The sequence below is a fragment of the Mariprofundus erugo genome (assembly GCF_005818865.1).
GTDB lineage: Bacteria > Pseudomonadota > Zetaproteobacteria > Mariprofundales > Mariprofundaceae > Mariprofundus > Mariprofundus erugo.
Genome location: NZ_VBRY01000003.1, coordinates 72834 through 95224 on the forward strand (window position 1 = coordinate 72834; position 22391 = coordinate 95224).

19 protein-coding genes are annotated in these 22391 nt (G+C 56.7%); 12 read left to right on the forward strand and 7 right to left on the reverse strand.

Annotation, left to right across the window (positions count from 1 at the left end; all coding sequences use genetic code 11):
• The first annotated feature begins 51 nt into the window (after window positions 1-51).
• The 5 genes from FEF65_RS03880 to FEF65_RS03900 all read left to right on the forward strand — a co-directional run bounded on the left by FEF65_RS03880 (window position 52) and on the right by FEF65_RS03900 (window position 6597).
• A complete protein-coding gene (locus tag FEF65_RS03880) occupies window positions 52-1191 on the forward strand; it encodes an aminotransferase class I/II-fold pyridoxal phosphate-dependent enzyme (RefSeq protein ID WP_238701163.1) in 1140 nt (379 codons plus the stop codon).
• Between the two features lie 131 nt (window positions 1192-1322).
• Window positions 1323-1907, forward strand: a complete 585-nt coding sequence (locus FEF65_RS03885; RefSeq protein ID WP_138238480.1) for a helix-hairpin-helix domain-containing protein — start codon at window positions 1323-1325, stop codon at window positions 1905-1907.
• Between the two features lie 317 nt (window positions 1908-2224).
• Window positions 2225-4852 (forward strand): preprotein translocase subunit SecA, encoded by a 2628-nt coding sequence (gene secA, locus FEF65_RS03890; RefSeq protein WP_138238481.1) that lies wholly within the window; start codon window positions 2225-2227, stop codon window positions 4850-4852.
• Between the two features lie 135 nt (window positions 4853-4987).
• The gene (gene argJ, locus FEF65_RS03895; RefSeq protein WP_138238482.1) at window positions 4988-6211 is read left to right on the forward strand and encodes a bifunctional glutamate N-acetyltransferase/amino-acid acetyltransferase ArgJ; all 1224 of its coding nucleotides are present in this window, start codon (window positions 4988-4990) and stop codon (window positions 6209-6211) included.
• Between the two features lie 17 nt (window positions 6212-6228).
• A complete protein-coding gene (locus FEF65_RS03900; RefSeq protein ID WP_138238483.1) occupies window positions 6229-6597 on the forward strand; it encodes an NUDIX domain-containing protein in 369 nt (122 codons plus the stop codon).
• Between the two features lie 18 nt (window positions 6598-6615).
• Here FEF65_RS03900 and FEF65_RS03905 read toward each other — a convergent pair whose 3' ends face one another.
• The 7 genes from FEF65_RS03905 to FEF65_RS03935 form a co-directional block, all read right to left on the reverse strand.
• Window positions 6616-8940, reverse strand: coding sequence for a GspE/PulE family protein (locus FEF65_RS03905; RefSeq protein ID WP_138238484.1), 2325 nt, complete (start codon window positions 8938-8940; stop codon window positions 6616-6618).
• 25 nt (window positions 8941-8965) lie between these two features.
• Window positions 8966-10186, reverse strand: a complete 1221-nt coding sequence (locus FEF65_RS03910; RefSeq protein ID WP_138238485.1) for an ABC transporter permease — start codon at window positions 10184-10186, stop codon at window positions 8966-8968.
• A complete protein-coding gene (locus tag FEF65_RS03915) occupies window positions 10183-10887 on the reverse strand; it encodes an ABC transporter ATP-binding protein (RefSeq protein WP_138238486.1) in 705 nt (234 codons plus the stop codon). The genes FEF65_RS03910 and FEF65_RS03915 overlap by 4 nt, the downstream gene beginning before the upstream one ends.
• Complete coding sequence (locus tag FEF65_RS03920; protein ID WP_138238487.1) at window positions 10884-12023, reverse strand: efflux RND transporter periplasmic adaptor subunit; 1140 nt, start codon at window positions 12021-12023, stop codon at window positions 10884-10886. Before FEF65_RS03920 ends, FEF65_RS03915 begins: the two co-directional genes overlap by 4 nt.
• 10 nt (window positions 12024-12033) lie before the next feature.
• Window positions 12034-13434, reverse strand: coding sequence for a TolC family protein (locus FEF65_RS03925; protein ID WP_202978223.1), 1401 nt, complete (start codon window positions 13432-13434; stop codon window positions 12034-12036).
• Window positions 13435-13618: 184 nt separating this feature from the next.
• A complete protein-coding gene (gene argF / locus FEF65_RS03930) occupies window positions 13619-14524 on the reverse strand; it encodes an ornithine carbamoyltransferase (protein ID WP_138238489.1) in 906 nt (301 codons plus the stop codon).
• Window positions 14521-15681 (reverse strand): acetylornithine transaminase, encoded by a 1161-nt coding sequence (locus FEF65_RS03935; RefSeq protein ID WP_202978224.1) that lies wholly within the window; start codon window positions 15679-15681, stop codon window positions 14521-14523. Before FEF65_RS03935 ends, argF begins: the two co-directional genes overlap by 4 nt.
• A gap of 88 nt (window positions 15682-15769) precedes the next feature.
• On the opposite strand from FEF65_RS03935, the gene FEF65_RS03940 reads away from it, so the two are divergent.
• From FEF65_RS03940 to FEF65_RS03970, 7 genes are all read left to right on the forward strand, one after another.
• Window positions 15770-16456, forward strand: coding sequence for a phosphoribosylanthranilate isomerase (locus FEF65_RS03940; protein WP_138238490.1), 687 nt, complete (start codon window positions 15770-15772; stop codon window positions 16454-16456).
• Between the two features lie 47 nt (window positions 16457-16503).
• On the forward strand, window positions 16504-17706 hold the full coding sequence (gene trpB / locus FEF65_RS03945) for a tryptophan synthase subunit beta (RefSeq protein ID WP_202978229.1): 1203 nt from the start codon (window positions 16504-16506) through the stop codon (window positions 17704-17706).
• Window positions 17703-18518, forward strand: coding sequence for a tryptophan synthase subunit alpha (gene trpA / locus FEF65_RS03950; protein WP_138238492.1), 816 nt, complete (start codon window positions 17703-17705; stop codon window positions 18516-18518). The genes trpB and trpA overlap by 4 nt, the downstream gene beginning before the upstream one ends.
• Complete coding sequence (locus FEF65_RS03955) at window positions 18515-19300, forward strand: 3',5'-cyclic-nucleotide phosphodiesterase (protein WP_138238493.1); 786 nt, start codon at window positions 18515-18517, stop codon at window positions 19298-19300. Before trpA ends, FEF65_RS03955 begins: the two co-directional genes overlap by 4 nt.
• A gap of 21 nt (window positions 19301-19321) precedes the next feature.
• Window positions 19322-20194, forward strand: coding sequence for an acetyl-CoA carboxylase, carboxyltransferase subunit beta (gene accD / locus FEF65_RS03960; RefSeq protein ID WP_138238494.1), 873 nt, complete (start codon window positions 19322-19324; stop codon window positions 20192-20194).
• Between the two features lie 95 nt (window positions 20195-20289).
• Window positions 20290-21384 (forward strand): bifunctional folylpolyglutamate synthase/dihydrofolate synthase, encoded by a 1095-nt coding sequence (locus tag FEF65_RS03965; RefSeq protein WP_238701166.1) that lies wholly within the window; start codon window positions 20290-20292, stop codon window positions 21382-21384.
• On the forward strand, window positions 21365-22390 hold the full coding sequence (locus FEF65_RS03970; RefSeq protein WP_138238496.1) for a hypothetical protein: 1026 nt from the start codon (window positions 21365-21367) through the stop codon (window positions 22388-22390). The genes FEF65_RS03965 and FEF65_RS03970 overlap by 20 nt, the downstream gene beginning before the upstream one ends.
• Window position 22391: the final 1 nt, after the last annotated feature.

Genomic DNA, 22391 nt, shown 5'->3' on the forward strand with positions numbered 1-22391 from the left:
GCCAACCAGTGGTCTGAGGACAAACGGTCGCGGTTGCATTATGTTGTCGCAATGAGAGTGATCGATCGTATTGAGCCATTTCGTGTGATGCAGCTGCTGGAGCGCGCCAAAGAACTTGAGGCGCAGGGCAGGCGTATCATTCATATGGAAATCGGTGAGCCCGATTTTTCCACGCCGCCCGCAGTCATTGCTGCCGCCAGGCGCGCTCTGGATAGTGGTGATAACTTTTATACTGCCTCGACAGGTAACCCTGAGCTGCAGCAGGCCTTGAGCCGCTGGTATATGGATGAGTACGGGGTGGCTGTAGCTCCGGAGCGGATTCTGATCACCCCCGGTACATCCGGTGCTTTCAGTCTGATTTACGCGGCCCTGGTCGAGGCGGGCGAGTCGGTGCTGCTGTCCGATCCGGGTTATCCATGTCAGCGTAATTTTATCCGGCTGGCGGGTGGTGAGCCGATCAGTGTGCCGGTCGGGCCGGAGAGTCGCTATCATCTCTCGGCAGCACTGGTTGAGAAGTTCTGGCAAGCGGGGACGCGAGCGGCGGTGGTCATTAATCCCTCCAACCCGACGGGCACGCTGATCGGGGATGATGCGTTGCAACAGGTGGCGCAGACCTGCAGGCGCCTGGGGGGCTACCTGATTTCAGACGAGATTTATCACGGGTTGAGTTATGGCGTCAGGGCTCGGACGGCACTTGAGTTTGATGATGATGCGATTGTTGTGAATGGCTTTTCCAAGCGCTGGGCCATGACCGGCTGGCGAATCGGCTGGGTGGTCGTGCCTGAGCGGCTGATTGACCCTTGCCGGCGGGTGATGCAGAACATTTTTATTGCGGCCCCGACGCTGTCCCAATATGCCGCGATTGCGGCACTGGCGAGTGCGGATGACTGGGAACGCATGCGTCTGGCGTACGATGAGCGCCGCCGTTATCTGCTCGGTGAGTTGCCCGGTCTTGGCTTTGATATTGTGGTGGAGCCGCAGGGGGCATTTTATATTTATGCCAACGTGGCGCGAATCACCGATGATGCCAAAGCCTTCTGCTGGCAAATGCTTGAGCAGGCCGGCGTGGCCATGACACCGGGAGAGGATTTCGGCAGTTACAAGGCGGCACAGCATGTGCGCTTTTCCTATGCAACGGGGCTTGATGATCTTCGCGAAGGGGTGGCGAGGTTGAGGCGGGCCCTGGCCTGACTGGTTGCGGGCGATTCTGTGGCAAAATTTGCAACGCTTTTGCTGTCGTGTCACTTGAGTTTTTCAGGGGGTAGGCGCTGAATTGGCGAATATGGCCATCAGTGGCCGGATCTATAGTCGGGGGACAAATGATGAAGCATCAACTGACAGATATTCCAGGGATTGGCGAGAGTACCGCTGCAATACTTGCCGGACACGGTATCGACTCGGTCAAGGCACTGAGCAAGGCTGGTGTAAGTGGTCTGATGCAGGTTCCCGGATTCGGTGGCAAGCGGGCTGAGACTGTCATGAATGCGCTTGCCGCATTGCAGGGCGAGGATGTCGCCACCCGGATTGCTGCACAGGGGGCTGATGTGACCGAACAGGGCTCTGGCAAGTTGGCGGGCAAGGCTGATAAAGAGCAGAAGAAGGCAGCCAAAGCGGCTGAGAAAGCTGCGCTCAAGGCCGACAAAGAGCAGAAGAAAGCGGTCAGGGCCGCTGAAAAGGCTGCGCAGAAGGCCGATAAGGCTGAGAAGAAGGCGGCCAAAGCAGCTGAAAAAGAGGCGAAAAAGGCTGAAAAGCAGCAGGCAAAAGCAGATAAGGCGGCCGGCAAGGCCGCCCGTAAGGCATTGAAAGAGAAGAAAAAAGAAGCAAAAGAAGCTGAAAAGGCGGCCCGGGTCGCGGCAAAGATGGCCGCTAAGGGGCTGAAAAAGAACGTGCGGGCGGACCTCGCCTGACAACCGCTTGTCAGGGAAAAGCGAGGCTTCCCTTTATTGGCCAAATGCCTGCATGCTCGATTGGGCGGCCATCCCCGGCCGCATGAAGCAGTGAATCAATCAGCGTTTCCATGGCTGCCCTGTTGTTGCAGCGGTAGCGGAAAATAGGAGGGCGGTGTCGAAACAACCTGTTTTGATCCGCTCTCCGGGTGCTTATAAACGTCTTTTTATCGGCTTGGTCGCGGTAGCAGTGCATGCTAGTCTCCCCGGCCTTACTTAGAGGCGGTCCTGTCTGCAATGTTGACGGCAGACAAAACTCACGCGGGAGTACACAGATCATGTTGAAAGTCCTGACCAGGTTATTCGGTAGTCGCAATGAGCGGCTGCTCAAACAGTATTGGCCTATCGTCAAGCAGGTCAATGCGTTTGAGTCTGACATGAAGGCGCTCAGCGATGAGGCACTGGCTGGAAAAACAGCCGAGTTCCGTCAGCGCATTGCCGATGGCGCCACGCTCGATGATCTGTTGCCTGAAGCCTTTGCCGTGGTTCGTGAGGCTTCGGATCGCGTGCTCGGAATGCGTCATTTCGATGTGCAGATGATCGGTGCGGTGATTTTGCATCAGGGCAAGATTGCTGAAATGAAAACCGGTGAAGGCAAAACCCTGACCGCAACACTGGCTGTCTATCTCAATGCGCTGTCCGGCAAAGGTGTCCACGTTGTAACGGTGAATGATTATCTGGCTCGTCGCGACGCGGCACTGATGGGCCGCCTGTACGGCTTTTTGGGGCTGTCCACCGGTGTGATCGTGAACGGCATCAGCCGGGAAGAGCGCCGCGCCGCCTATGCTGCGGATATCTCCTATGGCACCAACAATGAGTTCGGCTTTGACTATCTGCGTGATAATATGGCATTTTCACGGGAAGAGGTTTCCCAGCGCGGCCATAACTTCGCCATCGTCGATGAGGTGGATTCGATCCTGATCGATGAGGCGCGCACACCTCTGATCATCTCGGGTCCTGCTGAACAGGCGACCCAGCTGTACACGCAGGTGGATGCACTGATCAAGCAGCTTGATCCGGCAGATTATGAAAAGGATGAAAAAGACAAGGCTGTCTCTCTGACCGAAGAGGGCATGGAGCATATCGAGGAGCTGCTTCGTCAGGCTGGCCTGATGGAACATGGCAACCTCTATGATCCGGAGAATGTCAATCAGATGCATGCGGTGACCCAGTGTCTGCGTGCCAATACCCTGTTTACCCGTGAAGTGGATTACATCGTACGCAATGATGAGGTCATCATCATTGACGAGTTTACCGGTCGTATGATGCCCGGTCGCCGTTATTCGGATGGCCAGCATCAGGCGCTTGAGGCCAAGGAAGCGGTCACCGTGCAGCCTGAGAATCAGACCCTTGCCTCTGTCACCTTCCAGAATTACTTCCGTATGTATGACAAGCTCGCGGGTATGACGGGTACGGCGGATACAGAAGCCGAAGAGTTCCACAAGATCTACAAGCTGGAAGTGGTGATTGTACCGACCAACCGCGACATGGTGCGTAAGGATCTCTCCGATGTGATTTTCCGCGACACCGAGGATAAATACGCATCCATCATTGATGATATTGCTGTGACGCACAAGAGCGGCGCACCGATTCTCGTCGGTACCACATCGATCGAGAAATCGGAACATTTGTCGATGCTGCTGAAGAAGCGGGGCATCAGTCATGAGGTGCTCAATGCCAAGCATCATGAGCGTGAGGCGGAGATTGTTGCCCAGGCCGGCCGCAAGGGAGCGGTGACGATCGCAACCAATATGGCAGGTCGTGGTACCGATATTATGCTCGGTGGTAATCCGGATATGCTGATTGCCGCACTGCCGGCCAAACTCGGTGCGGAAGAGCGTGAGCGCAAGGCCGAAGAGATTCGCAGCGCATGCAAGGCCGAGCATATCGAGGTGGTGCAGGCCGGCGGTCTGCACATTGTCGGTACCGAGCGTCATGAGTCCCGCCGTATCGACAATCAGCTGCGTGGACGTGCCGGTCGTCAGGGCGATCCGGGTGTGACCCGTTTTTACCTCTCGCTTGAAGATGATCTGATGCGCATCTTCGGTGGCGAAAAGATGCAGGCGATGCTGACCCGTATGGGCTTTGAGAAGGGCGAGGCCATTGAACATCCTTGGGTGACCAAGGCGATTGAGAACTCGCAGAAGAAGGTGGAAGGACGCAACTTCGATATCCGCAAACAGCTGCTCGAATATGACGATGTGATGAATCAGCAGCGTGATGTCATTTATTCACAGCGTCGCGAGCTGCTGCAGGCGGATGATGTCCATGATGTGATTATCGATATGCAGGTGGACTATGCCGGCCGTATCGGTGCTCGTTATCTGGTTGGTCATCCGGAAGAGTGGCAGCTCGATGAGCTTGCGGCTGAGCTGCAGGAGAAGCTGACGCTTGCCATCGACTTCCACAGCCTGCGCGACAGCGATGATGTCGAGACTGCCGATGATATGATCGACAAGCTGGCGGAGCTGATGCAGGCGCACATGGCCTCCAAGGAAGTGCTGACCGGTCAGGAGCAGATGCATGCTTTTGAGAAATATCTGGTGCTGCATGTGCTTGATCACCACTGGAAGGAGCACCTGCTGGCGATGGATCACCTGCGTCAGAGTGTCGGCTTGCGTGGCTATGCCCAGAAGCAGCCGATTCAGGAGTATAAGCGTGAGTCTTTTGAGCTGTTTGAAAGCATGCTGGATCGGGTGCGTGAGGCAACCATGCTGGCTCTGCACCGTGTGCAGGTTGAGCAACCACCGGTGATTGAGGAAGCACCGGCTGTTGATGGTCCGTCTGTGACCTATAGTCACCAGGACCATGCCGCGGATGCGGATGATCAGCCCAAGGTTGGCCGCAATGATCCGTGCCCGTGTGGTTCCGGTAAAAAGTACAAACAGTGTCACGGCCGGCGCTGAATACGCTGATTCACTGACATTTTCTGTTCATTCAAGCCGGGGTATGATGCCCCGGCTTTTTTGACTCTTGCGGACCATCCGGGTCAGCAGCAGTCTTGAACCGTATCCATTACCTCAATGACAAGGATCTCCCATATGGCTATCAATCCTCCTGTTTTGAATGCACCGCTTGCCGTGCCCGGCTTCAGGGTGGGCACCGCTTCATGCGGTGTGAAATCACCGGCTCTGAAAGGAAAACGCCAGGACCTGGCTCTGATCGTCGGCGATGTGCCGTGTCATGCTGCCGGCGTATTTACCAAAAACAGATTCCGTGCCGCCTGTGTGCGTCACGGTGAAGCAACCCTGTCGACACAGGCCGAGAATGTACGTGCCATTGTTGCCAACAGTGGCAATGCCAATGCCGGACTGGGTGAGATGGAGACGGTGTGGGCGCGTAACCTGATCGAGGCCGGTGCTGAAGCGGCAGGGGTTGCGGCTGATCAGGTCCTGTCTGCCTCAACCGGTGTGATTGGCACCCCGTTTCCAATCGACCGTATCCGTGCCTCCGTGCATGAGGCGACCGATTCGCTGTCGGCTGATCACTGGGAACAGGCCGCGCACGCCATCCGTACAACCGATACCTTTGCCAAATGGTCATCGGCAGTGGTTTCTATCGACGGGCAGAGCTATACCCTGACCGGCATTGCCAAAGGCAGTGGCATGATTCATCCCAATATGGCGACGATGCTGGCGTTTGTGGCGACCGATGCACCGATTTCGGCCGATGTACTGGCTCCGATGCTTCGGCGAGTTGCCGACCGCTCGTTTAACTGTATCAGCGTGGATGGTGATACTTCGACCAATGATACGATGTATCTTCTCTCCTCCGGCATTGGGTTGGGCCATGCGCCGCTTTCCGAAACGGCTGTGTTTGAACAGGCGCTGACCGAACTGTGCATTGAGCTGGCGCAGTTGATTGTGCGCGATGGCGAGGGTGTGACCAAGTTTGTGACGATCGAGGTAAGCGGTGCGGCAACGGAGGCCGAAGCGCGTACGGTCGGGCGTGCCGTGGCTGTGTCGCCACTGGTCAAAACGGCGTTTGCCGGCAGTGATGCCAACTGGGGTCGTATTCTTTCGGCCGTGGGTAATTCGGGCGTAGCCATCGATACCAACCGTATCACATTGCGGGCTGATGATGTGCTGATGTTTGAAAACGGCAATATTCATCCTGAATACAGCGATGAGCAGGGCATGGCGGTGTTCCGTCAGCCGGAGTTCTCGATTTCACTGGACCTGGGCATGGGTAGTGAGTCGGCTGTGGTCTGGACCGGTGATCTGACCCACGATTACATCACGATCAACGCCGAGTATCGTACCTGAAACAGCAGTCGATCGCCCTGGTCGCGGCATTCAACGGTTGCGGTCAATTGCTGCTGTTGAAGCGCGATCAGGGCCGGCATTGCGGTGGCCTGTGGTCTTTTCCCGGGGGGAAAATCGAGGCGGGGGAGAGTGCCGGGGCTGCTGCTGTGCGTGAGTTGTATGAAGAGACGGCGCTTGTGGCAACTGACTGGCGCCTGCTCGGCTCCCATACCTTCACCTATCCGGATCGTCATCTTGTGTTTACGCTGTTCAGCTGCCGGTGCACTGATCCGGATGCGGCCATCTGTGAGTCGGAGCATCGCTGGGTAGAGTCTGCGGCGCTCGCTGATTTTCCGATGCCTGAAGCAAACAGCGTGCTGGTAGCGATGCTTGCGGTCGCCGGGTGATAGTCGCGAAGTAGATGCTTACATCAGCACCGAGATAAAATCATTGTGATCAATGGTGCCATCGGCAGCCAGTTGCAGGGCATACTCCGACTTTGGCCGCATGCCTGCAGCAACGGCGATCTTCTTTAACTGGTGGCTTCCTTTGCCGTCGTGGATGGCATGGCGCATCGCATCATTGACGACAAGAAATTCGTAAAGCATGACACGGCCGATAAAGCCGGTCTGGCTGCAGTGTTCACAGCCAATGGCCTTATAGAGCATATTCGGGCGGGGCAACCCCTGATCCTGAATGATGGCGAATACCTCATCATCATCCGGTACCGGTTGGCGGCATTGCGGGCAGAGCGTTTTCAGCAGGTTCTGACTGATGACGCCGCGCAGAGCAGGGGCGATCAGGTAATTGGGTATGCCGAGGTCGTTGAGTCGGATAATGGCATCGACTGCAGAGTTTGTATGTAGTGTCGAGTAGATCAGGTGACCGGTCAGTGCGGCCTCGATACCGATCTTGGCGGTTTCCTCATCGCGCATTTCGCCGATCATGATGATATCCGGATCATGACGCAGGGCATTGCGCAGAATGCGGGAGAAGCTCATGCCGATTTTATGATTCACCTGGATCTGGTTGGCTCCGGCAATTTCGGATTCGATCGGATCTTCAATGGTCAGAATATGAGCCGGCAGGTGGGAGATCGATTTGAGAATGGAAAAAAGTGTGGTGGATTTGCCGGAGCCGGTCGGGCCGGTGACCAGAATCAGCCCGAAGAGCTTGTGGGCCATGGCGGTCAGGTGATGCAGGTCATCCTCCCGCAACCCGAGCGATTCAAGATTGACCGCCACCTCTTTGTTGAGCACCCGCAATACAATGGATTCACCAAAGGCATTCGGAATCGATGAGACGCGGAACTCATAGGTGTGATTCTCCTCGCGTAACATCATGCGGCCATCCTGAGGCAGGCGTTGCTCGGCAATATCCATGCCGCTGAGTATTTTGATGCGTGCCGTGACCTGTTTGTGAATGCCCTTTTCCAGTGCGACCTGGCTGAGTAACTGGCCGTTAAGCCGGTAGGAGACGCTGACTTTTTTGGCCAGAGGAAGGATGTGAATGTCTGATGCATGCCGTTTCAGGCCATTGCGTATCAGTCTGCTGACCAGTCGGACAACCGGTGTATTTTCAACCGAGAGCATATTTTCAATCTTTGTGACCGGCTCCTCATCTGTCAGTTCCCGGTGGACAAAGTCATAAGCGACCGCTTCCGAGGCTTCACAATCACTGAGAAACATCTCGATATGGGTTAATAGCTGGGAGTCCTTGACCAATATTTCACGGACCTTTTTGCCGGTTCTGAAACAGATGGCATTGTATTCATCCAGTCCGAGAGGGCTGGAGATGGCAAGTTTGAGCGTGTTGCGGTCGATCTCAATCGGCAGCACCTTGTGCTGTTGTATATATTCGCGTCCGAGCAACATGCAGGCCTCATGGCTGGTGTCGCAATGATCGAGGTCGATCTGTGGCAGGCGGAATTTTTTTGCCAGTATCGATAGCAACTCATCCTCGGTAATGATCTCTTCATCCAGCAGTATCTCGCCGAGCCGCCGGGCTCTCCGTTTCTGTTCATCCAGCGCGTGGTGCAGCTCCTCTGCAGTAATTAGCCCTGCTTCAATCAGGGCATGGCCCAGTGGCAGGTCTCGCGAGCGAGGTGGCAGATCCACAGATGTCCCTTTGTAGATGCTGGATGATTGGATGCTTTCCTGGTCAAGCAGCAGTTCGCCCATACTCGGGTGATGAGTGGCCATGATGGTGGACAGCTCTTCATCGGTCAGGGCCCCCTGTTCGAGCAGCAGTTCTGCCAACGCCGGAATGCTGGCTGTTTGAACCGCCAGTGCCCGGCTAAGATCCTCACTCTCCAGCATCTCCTGATCGAGCAGCAACTCACCCAGACGTTGCGGTTTCTCCTGCAGGCGGATGCCGTGATGGTAGAAGAAAATCCGTTCGTAAGGATGCTCGTCGCTTTTCAGGTAGCAGTAGAAGCCGGGGGTGTTGGACATGGTCGGGGCGGCATAGACCTCGAAGAGTTCAATGTTGACGGTCACAATATTCAGCTCATCCATCTCTTCGGTTTTGACTGTGCGGCAGCGCCGGTTCTCTTCCGTCCGGTGGAGGGCAATGTAGGCAATCTCGAGTGTATCAAGCTTGTGTGACAGATCGATACAGCTGTCGTCAATAAAGTGCAGTGTACGCATGATCGGAGAGAAGCCCAGCAGAGTGCCCTCGAGCATCTCCCCATCGATCATATTAATAGTGGCTTTCTGGTAGCGGTGGTTAAAATGATCCGTTGAGTGCATATGAATATCCCTCCTTCCGGCACCATTACTGATATCTGAGTGCGTCGATCGGTTTCAGTCGGGCCGCTTTTCTGGCCGGATAAAAGCCGAAAAAAATGCCGACGGCCGAGGCCACCATAAATGCCATGATGACCGAGCTGCCGGTGATGACGACGGCGGTATCGGCCATCTGATTGATGATGATGGCGCCGGCGATACCGAGTACGACGCCGACCGTACAGCCGGCAATCGAGATGATGATCGCCTCAAGCAGAAATTGCAGCAGGATATCCTTCTGGCGGGCACCAATGGCGATGCGGATGCCGATTTCGCGTGTTCGCTCGGTGACCGACACCAGCATAATATTCATGATGCCGATACCGCCGACGAGCAGTGAAATCGAGGCGATGGCACCCAGCATGGCCGACATGGCGCGGGTGGCATCGGCAGCCGTGTTGGCCAGTGCGGTCAGGTTGCGGATGCTGAAATCATCATCGCCTCCCGGCGGTATATGATGGCGCTGACGCAGTAGCTCATTCATGGAGCGTTCAGCAGCATCCATGACATCGGCTGATCGGGCCTGTGCCATGATAAAGCGTACGGCTCCCTGAAACTGATTGCCGAACAGTTTGCGTTGAGCCGTGGTGATCGGCACCAGAATGGTGTCATCCTGATCCCGTCCATCCAGGCTTTGTCCTTTGGCTGCCAGTACGCCGACGACAAGATAGGGACTCTGTTTGATACGAATGGTTTTATTGACCGGGTTTTCATCGCCGAAAAGGTTGTCGACGACGGTCTGTCCGAGCAGGGCGACGCGGGTGGCAGCACGGACATCCGAGTCGGTGAATGGCGTGCCGGCAGAGAGGTGCCAGTCGCGTACTTCAAGGTAGGCGGAGGTGGTGCCGTAGATGCGTGTGCTCCAGTTGCTGGCGCCATATACAACCTGGGCACTATCTGGGGAGGCGGGAGCCACCGCAGCGATATCGGGGAGCTCGGCAAGTGCATCGGCATCAGCCACGGTAAGAGAGGGCGAGGCACCGGAGCCCATGCGCATGCCGCCGCTGGTGGTCGAGCCCGAGAGAATAATGAACAGATTGCTGCCCATGGAAGCGATCGATTGATCCACTACATACTGGGCGCCCTGGCCGATGGCCAGCATCAATACGACGGCTCCGACGCCGATCATCATGCCGAGCATGGTCAGGAAGGTGCGCAGTTTGTTGGCGCCCATTGCCAGCCAGGCTTCCACCAGCATCTGGATATTCATGTGTGTGCAGCCATGACGGCGCCGTCATAGGTGATCAGTCCATCGACAAACTTCACCAGCCGGTGGGCATAGAGGGCAATATCCGGCTCATGGGTGACGAGAACAATGGTGATCCCGTCCTCCTGGTTCAGCTGTTTGAACAGCGACATGATCTCGTCGCCTGTTTTTGTATCCAGATTGCCGGTTGGTTCATCAGCCAGAATCAGTTTCGGATGATTGATCAGGGCGCGGGCAATGGCGACCCGTTGCTGCTGGCCGCCGGATATCTCATTCGGGTGGGCGCTGGCGTGCTGCCCCAGCCCGACCCGGTCGAGCATGGCATGGGCCCGCATCAGTCGGGCATGTTTTTTCTCGTTGCAGTAGAGCAGTGGCAGGGCGACGTTGCTGGCAAGGTCGGCTCGCGGCAAAAGATTGAAGCCCTGAAAGACAAAGCCGATGACCTGATTGCGCAGCCGGGCCAGTGCATCACCATTCAGGCTGCGGACATCACTGCCATTGAGCAGGTAGCGGCCAGTTGTCGGCTCATCAAGACAGCCGAGTATATTCATAAAGGTCGATTTGCCCGAGCCGGACGGGCCCATGATGGCAACAAACTCACCGGCATTGATACTCAGGTCGATCCCTTTGAGTACCGGTACACTGCCGGCGGCGGTTTCATAGTTTTTATGCAGTCGCTCGATATGGATGACAGGGGCGGTCACAGCATTCTCATTCTGAATGTGCCGGCGGATGAGTTGCCTCCCCGGTCTGACTTCTCTCCGGTCACGACCTCGTCACCGGCTTTCAGATCCCCCTCCAGCAGTTCGGTAAACTTGTTGTCGGTAATGCCTGTTTTAACTGCAATAGCTGTCAGCTGGTGGTGGCGGATCAGGTAGACTTCACTTGCTGCAGCCCTGTGGCTGCCACCTTTACGCTCTTCTGTCTGATGCGGCTTAAAGCGCAGGGCGGCATTGGGAAGCAGCAGCACGCCTTTGCGCTCACGGGTGATCACATTGACGTAGGCGGTCATGCCAGGTTTGAGCAGCTGGCTACTGTTGTCGACTGCCACGACGACATCATAAGTGACTACATTTTGCAGCGTGGTGGCGTTTAAGCGGAGCTGTTTCACCGTGCCGACAAATTGCATGTCAGGGAATGCATCGACCGAGAAGTGCACTGCCTGCCCGACTTTGATGGCGCCAATATCGGCCTCGGCAAAGCTTGAGTTGATCTGCATGCGGCTCAAATCTTCGGCTATCTTGAATAGCGTCGGGGTCTGAAAGCTGGCCGCCACGGTTTGCCCGACATCGACCTGCCGGTCGACCACCACGCCGGATACCGGTGAGCGGATGACCGAATAGCTCAGGTTGACCAGGTCCTTGTCGAGCTGGGCCTGAGCCAGATCCACCTGCGCCCGGGCCGATTTTTTTGCCTGAATGGTCAGGTCCAGATCCTGGCGGGCGATGAAGTGTTGTTGAAACAGCTGGCGCGAGCGTCTCTCATTGGCTGTGGCCAGCTCAAGTGATGCCATGGCGTTGGCGAGTGTGGCCCTGCTTTGTCGGACCTGGGCCTGAAACAAGGGGGGATCAAGTTCGGCAAGAATCTGCCCGGCTTTTACATGGTCGTTGTAATCGACGTAGAGTTTTTTCACCGTGCCGGAAACCTGGGTGCCGACACTGACCAGTACGACCGGATTCAGGGTGCCATTGGCCGATACGATCTGGGTGAGGTCACCGGTTTCAATCTTTTGGGTTCGATAGGCCGCTTCAGGGGCTGTGACCTGATTGTTTTGCCACAGAAAATAGCCGCCGACAGCGAGGGAGGCGAGCAGGGTCAGGATCAGGAGGATGCGGGTCATAGCGGCGGCCTTATGGTTTTTTCCGGATGATTTCCGGCTGCTGGCCGATCGCCTGAGCCAGTGTGGCGCGGGCGATCTGCCAGTTGTAGAGAGCCTGCACCCGTTGCTGGCGGGCGGAGGCCAGCGCCGACTGGGCGGTAAGCAGGTCGACCATGTTACCGACACCGGCTTTGTAGCGGCCATTGGCGAGCCGCTCCGATTCCTCGGCGCTGGCCAGCAGTTCAGCGCTGGCGCGTACGGTGGCGGTATTGGTCTTCAGGTTTTGGCAGGCGCGCCATACATCCAGTGAAATCTGCCGGTGAATACGATCCCGCTGTGCTGTGCGCGCTTCCAGCTGTGCTTCTGCAGCCAGGATGCGGTAGGTGGTGTTGTAGCCGGTAAACAGCGGCAGCGAGACAGAGAGGCCGACAGCACCACTGTGATAGGGGTTGGTATTGCTGGTACGACTGATGTTCTGATTGGCAAACAGCGAAATGGTGGGCATGTCGGCAGCTTCGCTGCCATGCAGGGAGGCCCGGGCCGCCTTGAGCTGGGACTCTGCCGCGATCAGGTCGGGTCTCTGTTTGCGGGCAATATCGATTAATTTGTCGATATCGGCTTCAAAGTGTTCGTCCGGTGTACTGACCGGGGCCGAGATGTGGAGTGGCTGATTGGCCTCCAGTCCCATGGCATTGGCCAGTACGCCACGGGCGATTTGTTCATTGCCTTCAGCGGTAAGCAGGTTCAGCGCTGCCTGCGCAAAGGCGGTTTGTGCCTGCAGTTTGTCTGCGGAGGTCGCCGCACCGATTCGGTAGCGGGTGGTCGCGGCATTCAGGCTCTCCTGGCTCGATGTACGGGCTTTATCTGCAGCCTCTGTTGCCGCCCGGGCGGCAAACAGCTGATAGTAGGCTTGCAATGCGGCCAGAAAAACGCTCTGCAGGGTCGCATTTTGCGTCGCATTCAGCGCCTTCAGGGTCTCCTCGGCGCTTTCCAGTGCGGCATCTCTGCTGCCGAAATCGTAAAGCAGGTAATTCAGGGTGACTCCGGCACTGCTTTGGCTGTTGATGGTTTGCTGACCTGCACTGGCTGCGCGGTTACGGCTGGCAGAGGCGCTGCCGCTCAGTGTTGGCAGATACGCACTTTCGGCGATGCCGATCTGGGCCGCCTGAGCTTTCGCATTGGCCCACGTTTCGCGGGTTTGCGGATTGTTGCAGAGGGCGTATTCAACGACCTCGGTGAGGGTGAGGGCATGATCGCTGATGTCGCTCTGATTGCATGGAGAGATGTCGCCGGCCCGGCTCCCCGAGACCTTTTGTTCAGTGGCGAAGGGGTCGCCTGTGGCTGTCAGGGGAGAGGCGAAGGCGAGCAGGCCGCAGATGGCCATGCTGATGCCCGGCCGGAAGACCGCAGGGGTCGGTCGAGATCTGCTCATGCGCCTCATCCTCCTTGATCAAGTGGTTTCGGGTGAAACCTGCAGGATGTGTGTTGCATATGTGATGGTGCGACAAGCGTGACGGGAAATCAACCGTAATTGCAGGGGGCGTCGCGATTGATATGGGAGCCTCTTGCGAGGCATGGCGGGCCGTCACCATCAGCAGGATGGTGACGGCTCAGGTTCAGGCCATCAGGAATTCCAGCAATCCTTTTTGGGCATGCAGGCGGTTTTCTGCCTCAACCCAGACCACTGACTGGGGGCCATCGATGACATCGGCGGTAACCTCTTCGCCACGATGGGCCGGCAGACAGTGCATGAACAGTGCATCCGGATGGGCATAGGACATGATTCTGGCATCGACGCGGTAATCGGCGAATGCCCTGGCGCGTTCCGCCTGCTCATGTTCCTGGCCCATGGAGGCCCATACATCGGTGGTGACCAGGTCGGCGCCGGCAACGGCCTCCAGCGGGTCGTGGGTCAGGCTGACATCGGCACCGAGTGCACGGGCTGCTGCAACCGCTTTTTCATCCGGTGCGTAACCGGCAGGGCAGGCGATGCGGAGCCGGTAGCCGAAGGTGACGGCGCCGTTGATCCAGGAGTGAGCCATATTGTTACCATCGCCGATCCAGACCACGGTTCTTCCCTTGATGCAGCCTCGCTGCTCCTCATAGGTGAAGACATCGGTCAATACCTGGCAGGGGTGGGTCAGGTCGGTCAGGGCATTGATAACCGGAACGGTCGAGTATTCGGCAAAGCGCTGCACGGTTTCATGGGCATAGGTGCGGATGATGACGCCATCGACCATGCCGGAGAGAACGCGGGCAGAATCCTCAATCGGTTCACCACGGCCAAGCTGGGTGGTGCCTGAATGCAAAAAGAGCGCATGGCCACCAAGCTGGTACATGCCAACCTCAAACGAGACACGGGTGCGGGTGCTCGCTTTATCAAAAATCATGCCCAGCGTCTTGCCTTCCAGCGGGCGGGTTGGTTTGCCCTCTTTCAGCTTGCGCTTTATTTTTTCTGCCCGTTGCAGGATATGCCGGGCTTCATCCGGGGAGATGTCGAGCAGGGTCAGGAAATGTCTCATGCCAGCGACTCCATGGCCGAGGCCAGCAGGGCGAGTGCCTCATTGACCTCATCCTCGCGAATATTCAGCGGTGGCAGAAAACGGAGAACATTGGGGCCGGCGAGAAGAATCATCAGTCCCTCATTGCGGGCGGCTGCCACATAGGGGGCTGCCTCGGTGGCGAGTTCCATGCCGACGAGCAGTCCCTGGCCGCGAACGGCGCGAATGACCGGGAAACGCCGCCGCAATTCATTGAGTCCCTGTTGCAGCTGTGCACCACGGGCATTGACGTTCTCGAGCAGTGACTCGCTCTCGATGGTGGCCAGCACGGTCAGTGCCGCAGTACAGGAGAGCGGGTTGCCGCCGAATGTCGAGCCATGACTGCCCGGGCCGAATGATGCCGCGACCTTTTCGCCGGCCAGCAGAGCGCCAATCGGCACGCCGCCTCCGAGCCCTTTGGCCAGCGTGAGAATATCCGGCGTAATACCTGCCTGTTCAAATGCGAACATGGTGCCGCAGCGACCGATACCGGTCTGGACCTCATCCAGCATCAGCAGAATGCCATGCTCATCGCAAAGCCGGCGAACAGCCTGCAGGTAGGCTGCTTCGGCAATGTTGACGCCGCCTTCGCCCTGTAACGGCTCGAGCAGGACCGCTGCGGTATGATCGGTGATGGCCGCTTTCAGTGCCTCAATATCATTGAGCGGCACATGGATGAAGCCCGGTGGCAGCGGGTCAAAGCCGATCTTTACCTTATCCTGGCCAGTGGCGGTCAGGGTTGAAAGCAGGCGGCCATGAAATGACTGGGTTGCCGAGATCACCGTGCGCCGTGATGAGCCCTGATCATGAAAATACTTGCGGGCCAGCTTGATCGCCCCTTCATTGGCTTCCGCGCCTGAGTTGCAGAAAAACGCGGCAGCAAGCCCGGAAAGGCGGACCAGCGCTTCAGCAAGCTGCTGCTGTTTGGGAATATGGAACAGGTTCGAGCAGTGCAGCATGGTGCCGGCCTGTTCGGCAATGGCGGCGGTCATCGCCGGATGGGCATGCCCAAGCGTGTTTACGGCAATGCCGGAAATAAAATCGAGATAGGAGTTGCCGGCATCATCCCAGACAATGGCCCCCTGACCTTTTGTCAGGGTGATCGGGAAGCGGGCATAGGTATTCATAAGTGCGTGCATGAGGGCATACTAGGAATTTGTAACGGTTAGGCAAATCCGTACTCTGCCGGCGTTTGTCATCATCCCCGCAGCCTTCTAGTGTAGCGGAATGGGCGTACATCAATCAGCTTGCCGAACCCGTATCAAGATATGCGGAATTACCCGTTTGAACGATGCTCTGGATGCAGTGCGGCTGGGCGCCGATGCCCTCGGCTTTGTCTTTTACAAACGCTCTCCGCGTTATATCGATCCGCTTGCGGCAGCTGCCATCATCAGGCAGTTGCCTCCGTTTGTTGCCACCGTCGGGCTGTTTGTGAATGCATCGCAGCAGGAGATTGAGTCGGTGCTTGGCTGTTGTCCGCTCAGCGATATTCAGCTGCATGGCGATGAGTCGCCTGAATTTTGTGCGGCATTTCCACGTCGGGTCATGAAGGCCGTTGCCATTGCCTCCCCTGAGGATCTTGCCCGTGTTGCCACCTACCCCTGCCCGGTATTGCTCGATGCCAGGGCGCCGGCCGGTGTGTATGGCGGTACCGGCAAGCGTTTTGACTGGTCGCTGCTCGATGGGTTCAGCCATGATTATCCGCTCGTTCTGGCCGGGGGGCTGAGTGTTGAAAATGTTCGCGATGCAATGGCTGTTCGCCAATGGTTTGCGCTGGATGTATCCTCCGGCGTTGAAGTTTCGCCCGGCATCAAGGATTTTGACAGGATGCGCAGATTTATCGCAGCCGTGAACGGCTGCCAGGTCGGCCAGTCAGTGGCTGATCATCATTCCATAGGCAAGGAGCCGTTGTGAGTCGTTTACCGCAGGCCAGTCCGGACCACCCTGTTTACAGCTTTGATATTACGCATGCACCGGATGCCGGTGGTCACTTCGGTCGCTTCGGCGGGCGTTTTGCCGCCGAGACGCTGATGCAGCCATTGAAAGAGATCGAGCAGGCATTTTACGCCGCCTGGGCCGATCCCGAATTTCATCGCGAGCGCCTGGACCTGCTGAAAAATTACGTCGGCCGTGCAACACCGTTGTATCATGCCGAGCGCCTGACCAGACTGGTCGGGGGGGCGCAGATCTATCTTAAGCGGGAAGATCTGAATCATACCGGTGCGCATAAAATCAATAATACGATCGGTCAGGGGCTGCTGGCCCGGCGTATGGGCAAGAAGCGGGTGATTGCCGAGACCGGTGCCGGCCAGCACGGTGTGGCGACGGCGACGGTTGCGGCGCTGTTTGGCATGCAGTGCGATATCTATATGGGGCGTGAGGATATGGCGCGCCAGATGCCGAACGTGTTGCGTATGCGTCTGCTGGGTGCGAATGTGATCCCTGTCGATTCAGGTACGGCAACGCTGAAGGATGCGGTCAATGAGGCACTGCGCAACTGGGTGGCTACCTGTGAGGATACCTTCTATATCTTCGGTACCGCCGCCGGTCCGCATCCATATCCGCTGATCGTTCGCCAGTTTCATACAGTGATCGGCCAGGAGGCGCGAGCACAGATTCTGGAGCAGGCAGGACGCTTGCCTGATGTGGCCGTTGCCTGTGTCGGCGGTGGTTCCAATGCGATGGGTTTGTTGCATCCGTTTCGCGGTGATGCGGATGTGCGGCTGGTGGCTGTCGAAGCGGCCGGTTACGGCCTGCAGAGCGGTAAACACGCGGCATCCCTGGCTGCAGGCAAGGCGGGTATTCTGCATGGCAACCTGACCTATCTGCTTGAGGATGATGAGGGGCAGGTGCAGGGCACGCACAGTATCTCTGCCGGTCTGGATTACCCCGGAGTGGGACCTGAACTGGCCCTGATGCTGGAAGAGGGACGCTTGCAGCTGGACTCGGCTACCGATGATGAGGCGCTGCTGGCGCTGCAGCAGCTGACCCGTTGTGAAGGTATTATTCCGGCGCTGGAGTCGAGCCATGCGCTCTCTGCCGGCTGTCGTATTGCCGCTGGTATGCGTCCGGATCAGTTGGTGATCATTAATCTGTCGGGGCGTGGTGACAAGGATATGAATAATGTGTTCCGGCATCTGGGCTGGCTGGAGGGTGAACAATGAGCGCGCGTCTCGGAGAGGTATTTGAGCGCTGTCGGGCTGAAGGCAGGGCGGCACTGGTCGGCTATCTGACTGCCGGTGACCCGAATCCGGAGCAGAGTCGTGCCCTGCTGCTGGCGCTGGCATCCCGTTGCGATGTTCTTGAGATCGGTATGCCTTTTTCTGATCCGATGGCGGATGGTCCGGTCATTGAGGCTGCCAGCGTACGTGCTCTTGCTGCCGGCACCCATATCGCGGATGTATTCGAACACTGCCGTGCCGTGCGTCAGGCCAATCCCGATCTCGGTATCGTGTTGATGGGCTATGCCAACATCCCCTATGCCATGGGCTTTGATCTGTTCGCCAGCCGTGCTGCCGAAGCCGGAGTGGATGGCGTGCTGATCGTGGATATTCCGCCGGAAGAGGGGGGGATTTGTGATGCCTCGTTCAGGCAGCATGGTCTGGACCGTATTCTGCTGTTGTCGCCGACATCGACGGATGAGCGCATTCGTCTGGCCTGCGATGCCGGCAGCGGTTTTATCTACTATGTCTCCCTGACCGGTATTACCGGTGCCGACATGGGCGATATCACCGGCATTCGCAACAAGGTGGCTCATATTCAGTCGATGGCTGGCGGTATGCCTGTTTGCGTCGGTTTCGGCATCAAGACGCCGGAGCAGGCTTCTCAGGTGGCCTCCTTTGCCGACGGTGTGGTTGTGGGAAGCCATTTTGTCAGTCAGGTGGCAGCCAACAGTGATGCCGCAGCAGCACTGGCCGCGCTGTCAGCCTCGGCCGATGCCATGCGGGCTGCGACGGCCCGGGAGACCGCCGTTTGAAAGTTCGCGTGCTCGGCTGTTATGGCGGGCAGCTGCTGGGCTTCCGCCTGAGCTCGTTTCTGGTCAATGATACGATTTTGCTGGATGCCGGCTCCCCGACGGAGGCACTCTCGCTTGAAGAGCAGCATGGTATTCGTCATATCTGTTTGTCGCATACCCACCTTGACCATATCAAGGACATTGCCTTTCTGGCCGACAATCGCTCGATCAAGCGGATGGGCGGAGTCGTCGAGAATCGCACGATTCAGATTCACTCGCTGCCGGAAAACAACCGTGTGCTGAAACAATACTTTTTCAATGAGCGCATCTGGCCTGATTTCACCCAGATTCCGACAACAGAGGATCCGATTCTGACGTTGATGGATATTCAGGCGGAGCAGCCGTTTGTCGTTGATGGTGTGACGGTCACGGCGATCATGGTGAATCACCCGGTTCCCTGTACGGCATTTCTGCTCGATGACGGCGACAGCCAGGTGATTTATTCGGCGGATACCGGCAATACCGACCGGCTCTGGCAGATTGCCAGTGCCCAGCCGAACCTGAAGGGCGTGATTCTGGATTGCTCATTTCCCAACAGTTATCAGCGTCTGGCCGATATCAGCGGCCACCTGACCCCGCAGGGGATGATGCGGGACCTGCAAAAATTTACGCAACTTGGTAGTGTGCCGATCTATCTCTACCATATGAAGCCTGAAACATTGAAGATCATGACTGCCGAGATTGAGGCGCTGGAAGTCCCCTTGCTGCGCATGTTGACGCAAGTCGATGAACTGTTGTTGTAATAAATCGCCGGAGGCCCTGCCATGAGCTGGTTTACGCGCCTGATTGAAGCGCCGAAAAATATATTGAAGCCAAGTGATTCCGGTTCGCCGGAAGGGCTGTGGGTGAAGTGCCCCAGCTGTTCCGAGGCGCTGTATAACAAAGAGCTGACCCGTAACAGCATGGTATGCAGCAAGTGTGATTATCACCTGCGCATGAGTGCCACCCAGCGTGCGGCGCTGCTGTTTGATGAGGAGAGCTTTGAGGAGCAGGACCGTGCCCTGCGCTCCGAGGATCCGCTCTCCTTCAAGGATAAGAAGCGCTACAAGGATCGTACCCGTGATGCTGCCAAAAAGTCCGGCCCTGAAGATGCGGTTCGTAATTACATCGGCGACATCAAAGGCCGTACGATCTCTGCCTCGATCTTCGAGTTCTCCTATATGGGCGGCAGTATGGGATCGGTGGCCGGCGAGAAGATTGTGCGCGGTATGGAGCATGCGCTCGAGCGCAATTGCCCGTATCTGCTGGTGACTGCTTCCGGTGGCGCGCGTATGCAGGAGGGGGTGCTATCGCTGATGCAGATGGCCAAGACCTCTTCGACTGTGAACCGGCTCAACGCGGCCAAGCTGCCGTTTGCCTGCCTGCTGACCGACCCGACGATGGGTGGCGTATCGGCGTCCGTTGCCTGGCTGGGTGATGTGATTATTGCCGAGCCGGATGCACTGATCGGTTTTGCCGGTCCGCGAGTGATTCAGGAAACCGTAGGGCAGAAGTTGCCTGAGGGATTCCAGCGTTCCGAGTTTCTGCTCAAACATGGTCTGATTGATGATGTGGTGGATCGACGTGAGCTGCGTGACTATCTGTCCACGCTGTTTGTTCACCTGAGTGACAGACCGTATCGTCAGCCACAGGGCTGATTGCTGCCATAGCCAAGCCGCTGGACATTGATGCGTGGCTGAATCAGCTGGGGCAACCCTCGGCTGACCGTGACTATTTGCCCGGCCATGAACGCATGCATGCCCTGTTGGCTGCTACCAGCCGGCATCGCCCGCGTCTGCGCATACGGGTAGCCGGTACCAATGGCAAAGGCTCCACCTCAAATATGCTGGCCGCTGCACTGCAGGCGGCCGGCCTTACGGTTGGCTTGTATACCTCACCGCATCTGCTTCGCTTTAATGAACGCATTCGCATCAATGGTGTGCCGCTGACCGATGCGGCACTGCTTGGCGGGCTTGAGCGGATCATGCCGGTGGCCCTTGCGGCCGGCGGCTCCTATTTTGAAGTTGCAACGGCGCTGGCGCTGGATGCCTTTGCCCGTGCCGCTGTCGATGTGGAGATTCTTGAGGCCGGTGTCGGGGCAAGGCTTGATGCCACCACTGCAGTGCCGGCGGATATGGCGTTGCTGACGCCGATCGGCCTCGATCATCAGGCCTGGCTTGGTGATACCCTGCGTGCGATTGCCAGTGAAAAAGCGTATGCAATGGATGGCTGCCGCTGGAGTATCTCGGCGCCGCAGGCCGATGCGGTTGCAGCTGTTTTTCAGGCCTTTCATCCGTCATTTCAGTCATGTGATGTGCTCCACTGGCCCGAGCTGGCCATGTCCGGGGCTCATCAGCAGGTCAATGCATCGCTGGCCTATGCTGCAGTGCAGCAGCTGCAGCCTCTCTTTCCTGAGCTCGATCTGGCGTGTGCCCGCCAGTCGATAGCCGGTTGTCGGGTCGCAGGGCGCTTGCAGTCGTTGCAGGTCGGTGCCGCTCAGGTCTGGCTGGATGCGGCGCACAATCGTCATGCCATCGAGGCGCTGTTGCCATCACTGCCGGCACTGGCAGATCCATTCGATGCGATTCTTGTCTTTACGCGCGAAGATCGCTCGCTTGAGGATGAACTCGCTTTGCTTTCACCGCTGGCCAAAAAGGTTGTCTACCGCCGTGGTGATGCCGGTGGCGATACGCATGCGGCGGTGACGGCACTGCAACAGGAGCTGGCCGCGCATCCGGGCGGTTCATTTCTGGTGCTCGGTTCATTCATTACCGTGGCCGCCGTGCTCAGGGCTTATGCCGTGCAGGTATTTGCGCTAGGGGGGGCACGTGAAGAGAGTTACTTATGAATCGCGCCTGCGAAATAGGCGTATAGTAGCTAAACGTGCTCGCAAAAAAGCCAAAGTAAATCACCGTAGTGGTTATGTTGCACGCGTAAAAAGGTATATTCTTGAAGCTCCAAAAATATTTTGTGCCTATAATGATAAGGCTCGATGTGAGTTGCTGGATTTTCTTGCTAAGCTTAGAAATCAAGTGAGGGCTGGTGGTAGAACACTAATTGACTTTAGTAACACAACCAAAATGAATGCAGGTGGAGTAATTCTTTTTAAAGCTGAAGTAGATAGGCTTATTCGGCACTTTGGCATCAAATCATCGATTCGATGCAAAGCTCCAAAGTCTGCTAAGGTGAAGCAGGTCCTGCAGAAAGTTGGCGTTTTTGATGCGCTTAAATTTCCATCCAATATTGTTCCTAAGCATAGTGATGTTGTGCATTGGAACTGTGCACATGGAACTATGGCAGATGGTGAAAAGTATGAGGATGTTTTGGGTGGCTATGATGGTACGATTGCCCAAGCGGTGCATAGTGAGCTATACAAGGGTATTACCGAGGCGATGGCTAATAGTGTTCATCATGCATATATAGGCATGCGAAAAGACGGGTTGCAGCTAAAGGAAGAGGCTAACGATTGGTGGATGTTTTCCCAAGAGCGGGAAGGAAAATTGAATGTGGTGTTTTATGATGTTGGTATTGGCATCCCTGAAAGTCTTCCGCGTACAAGGCCTAGTCTGTGGGAGGTGATGCAACGCTTTCGATTTACTAAGAAGGACAGTGAAATAATTAAATTTGCAGCTGGCGCTGGCAAGTCTAGAACTGAAAAAAAATATCGTGGTAAAGGGCTTCCTCAGATTGTGTCAACGATTCATAAAATCAAAGGAAGCAACCTTATCGTAATGAGTAACCGTGGTGCATTGGTGCTCAATAATGGAGAGAAAAAAAGTATCGACTATAAGAAGTCAATTTACGGAACTTTGATTATGTGGGAGGTTCCATTAAGTCCCAATGAGGTTAAATAGC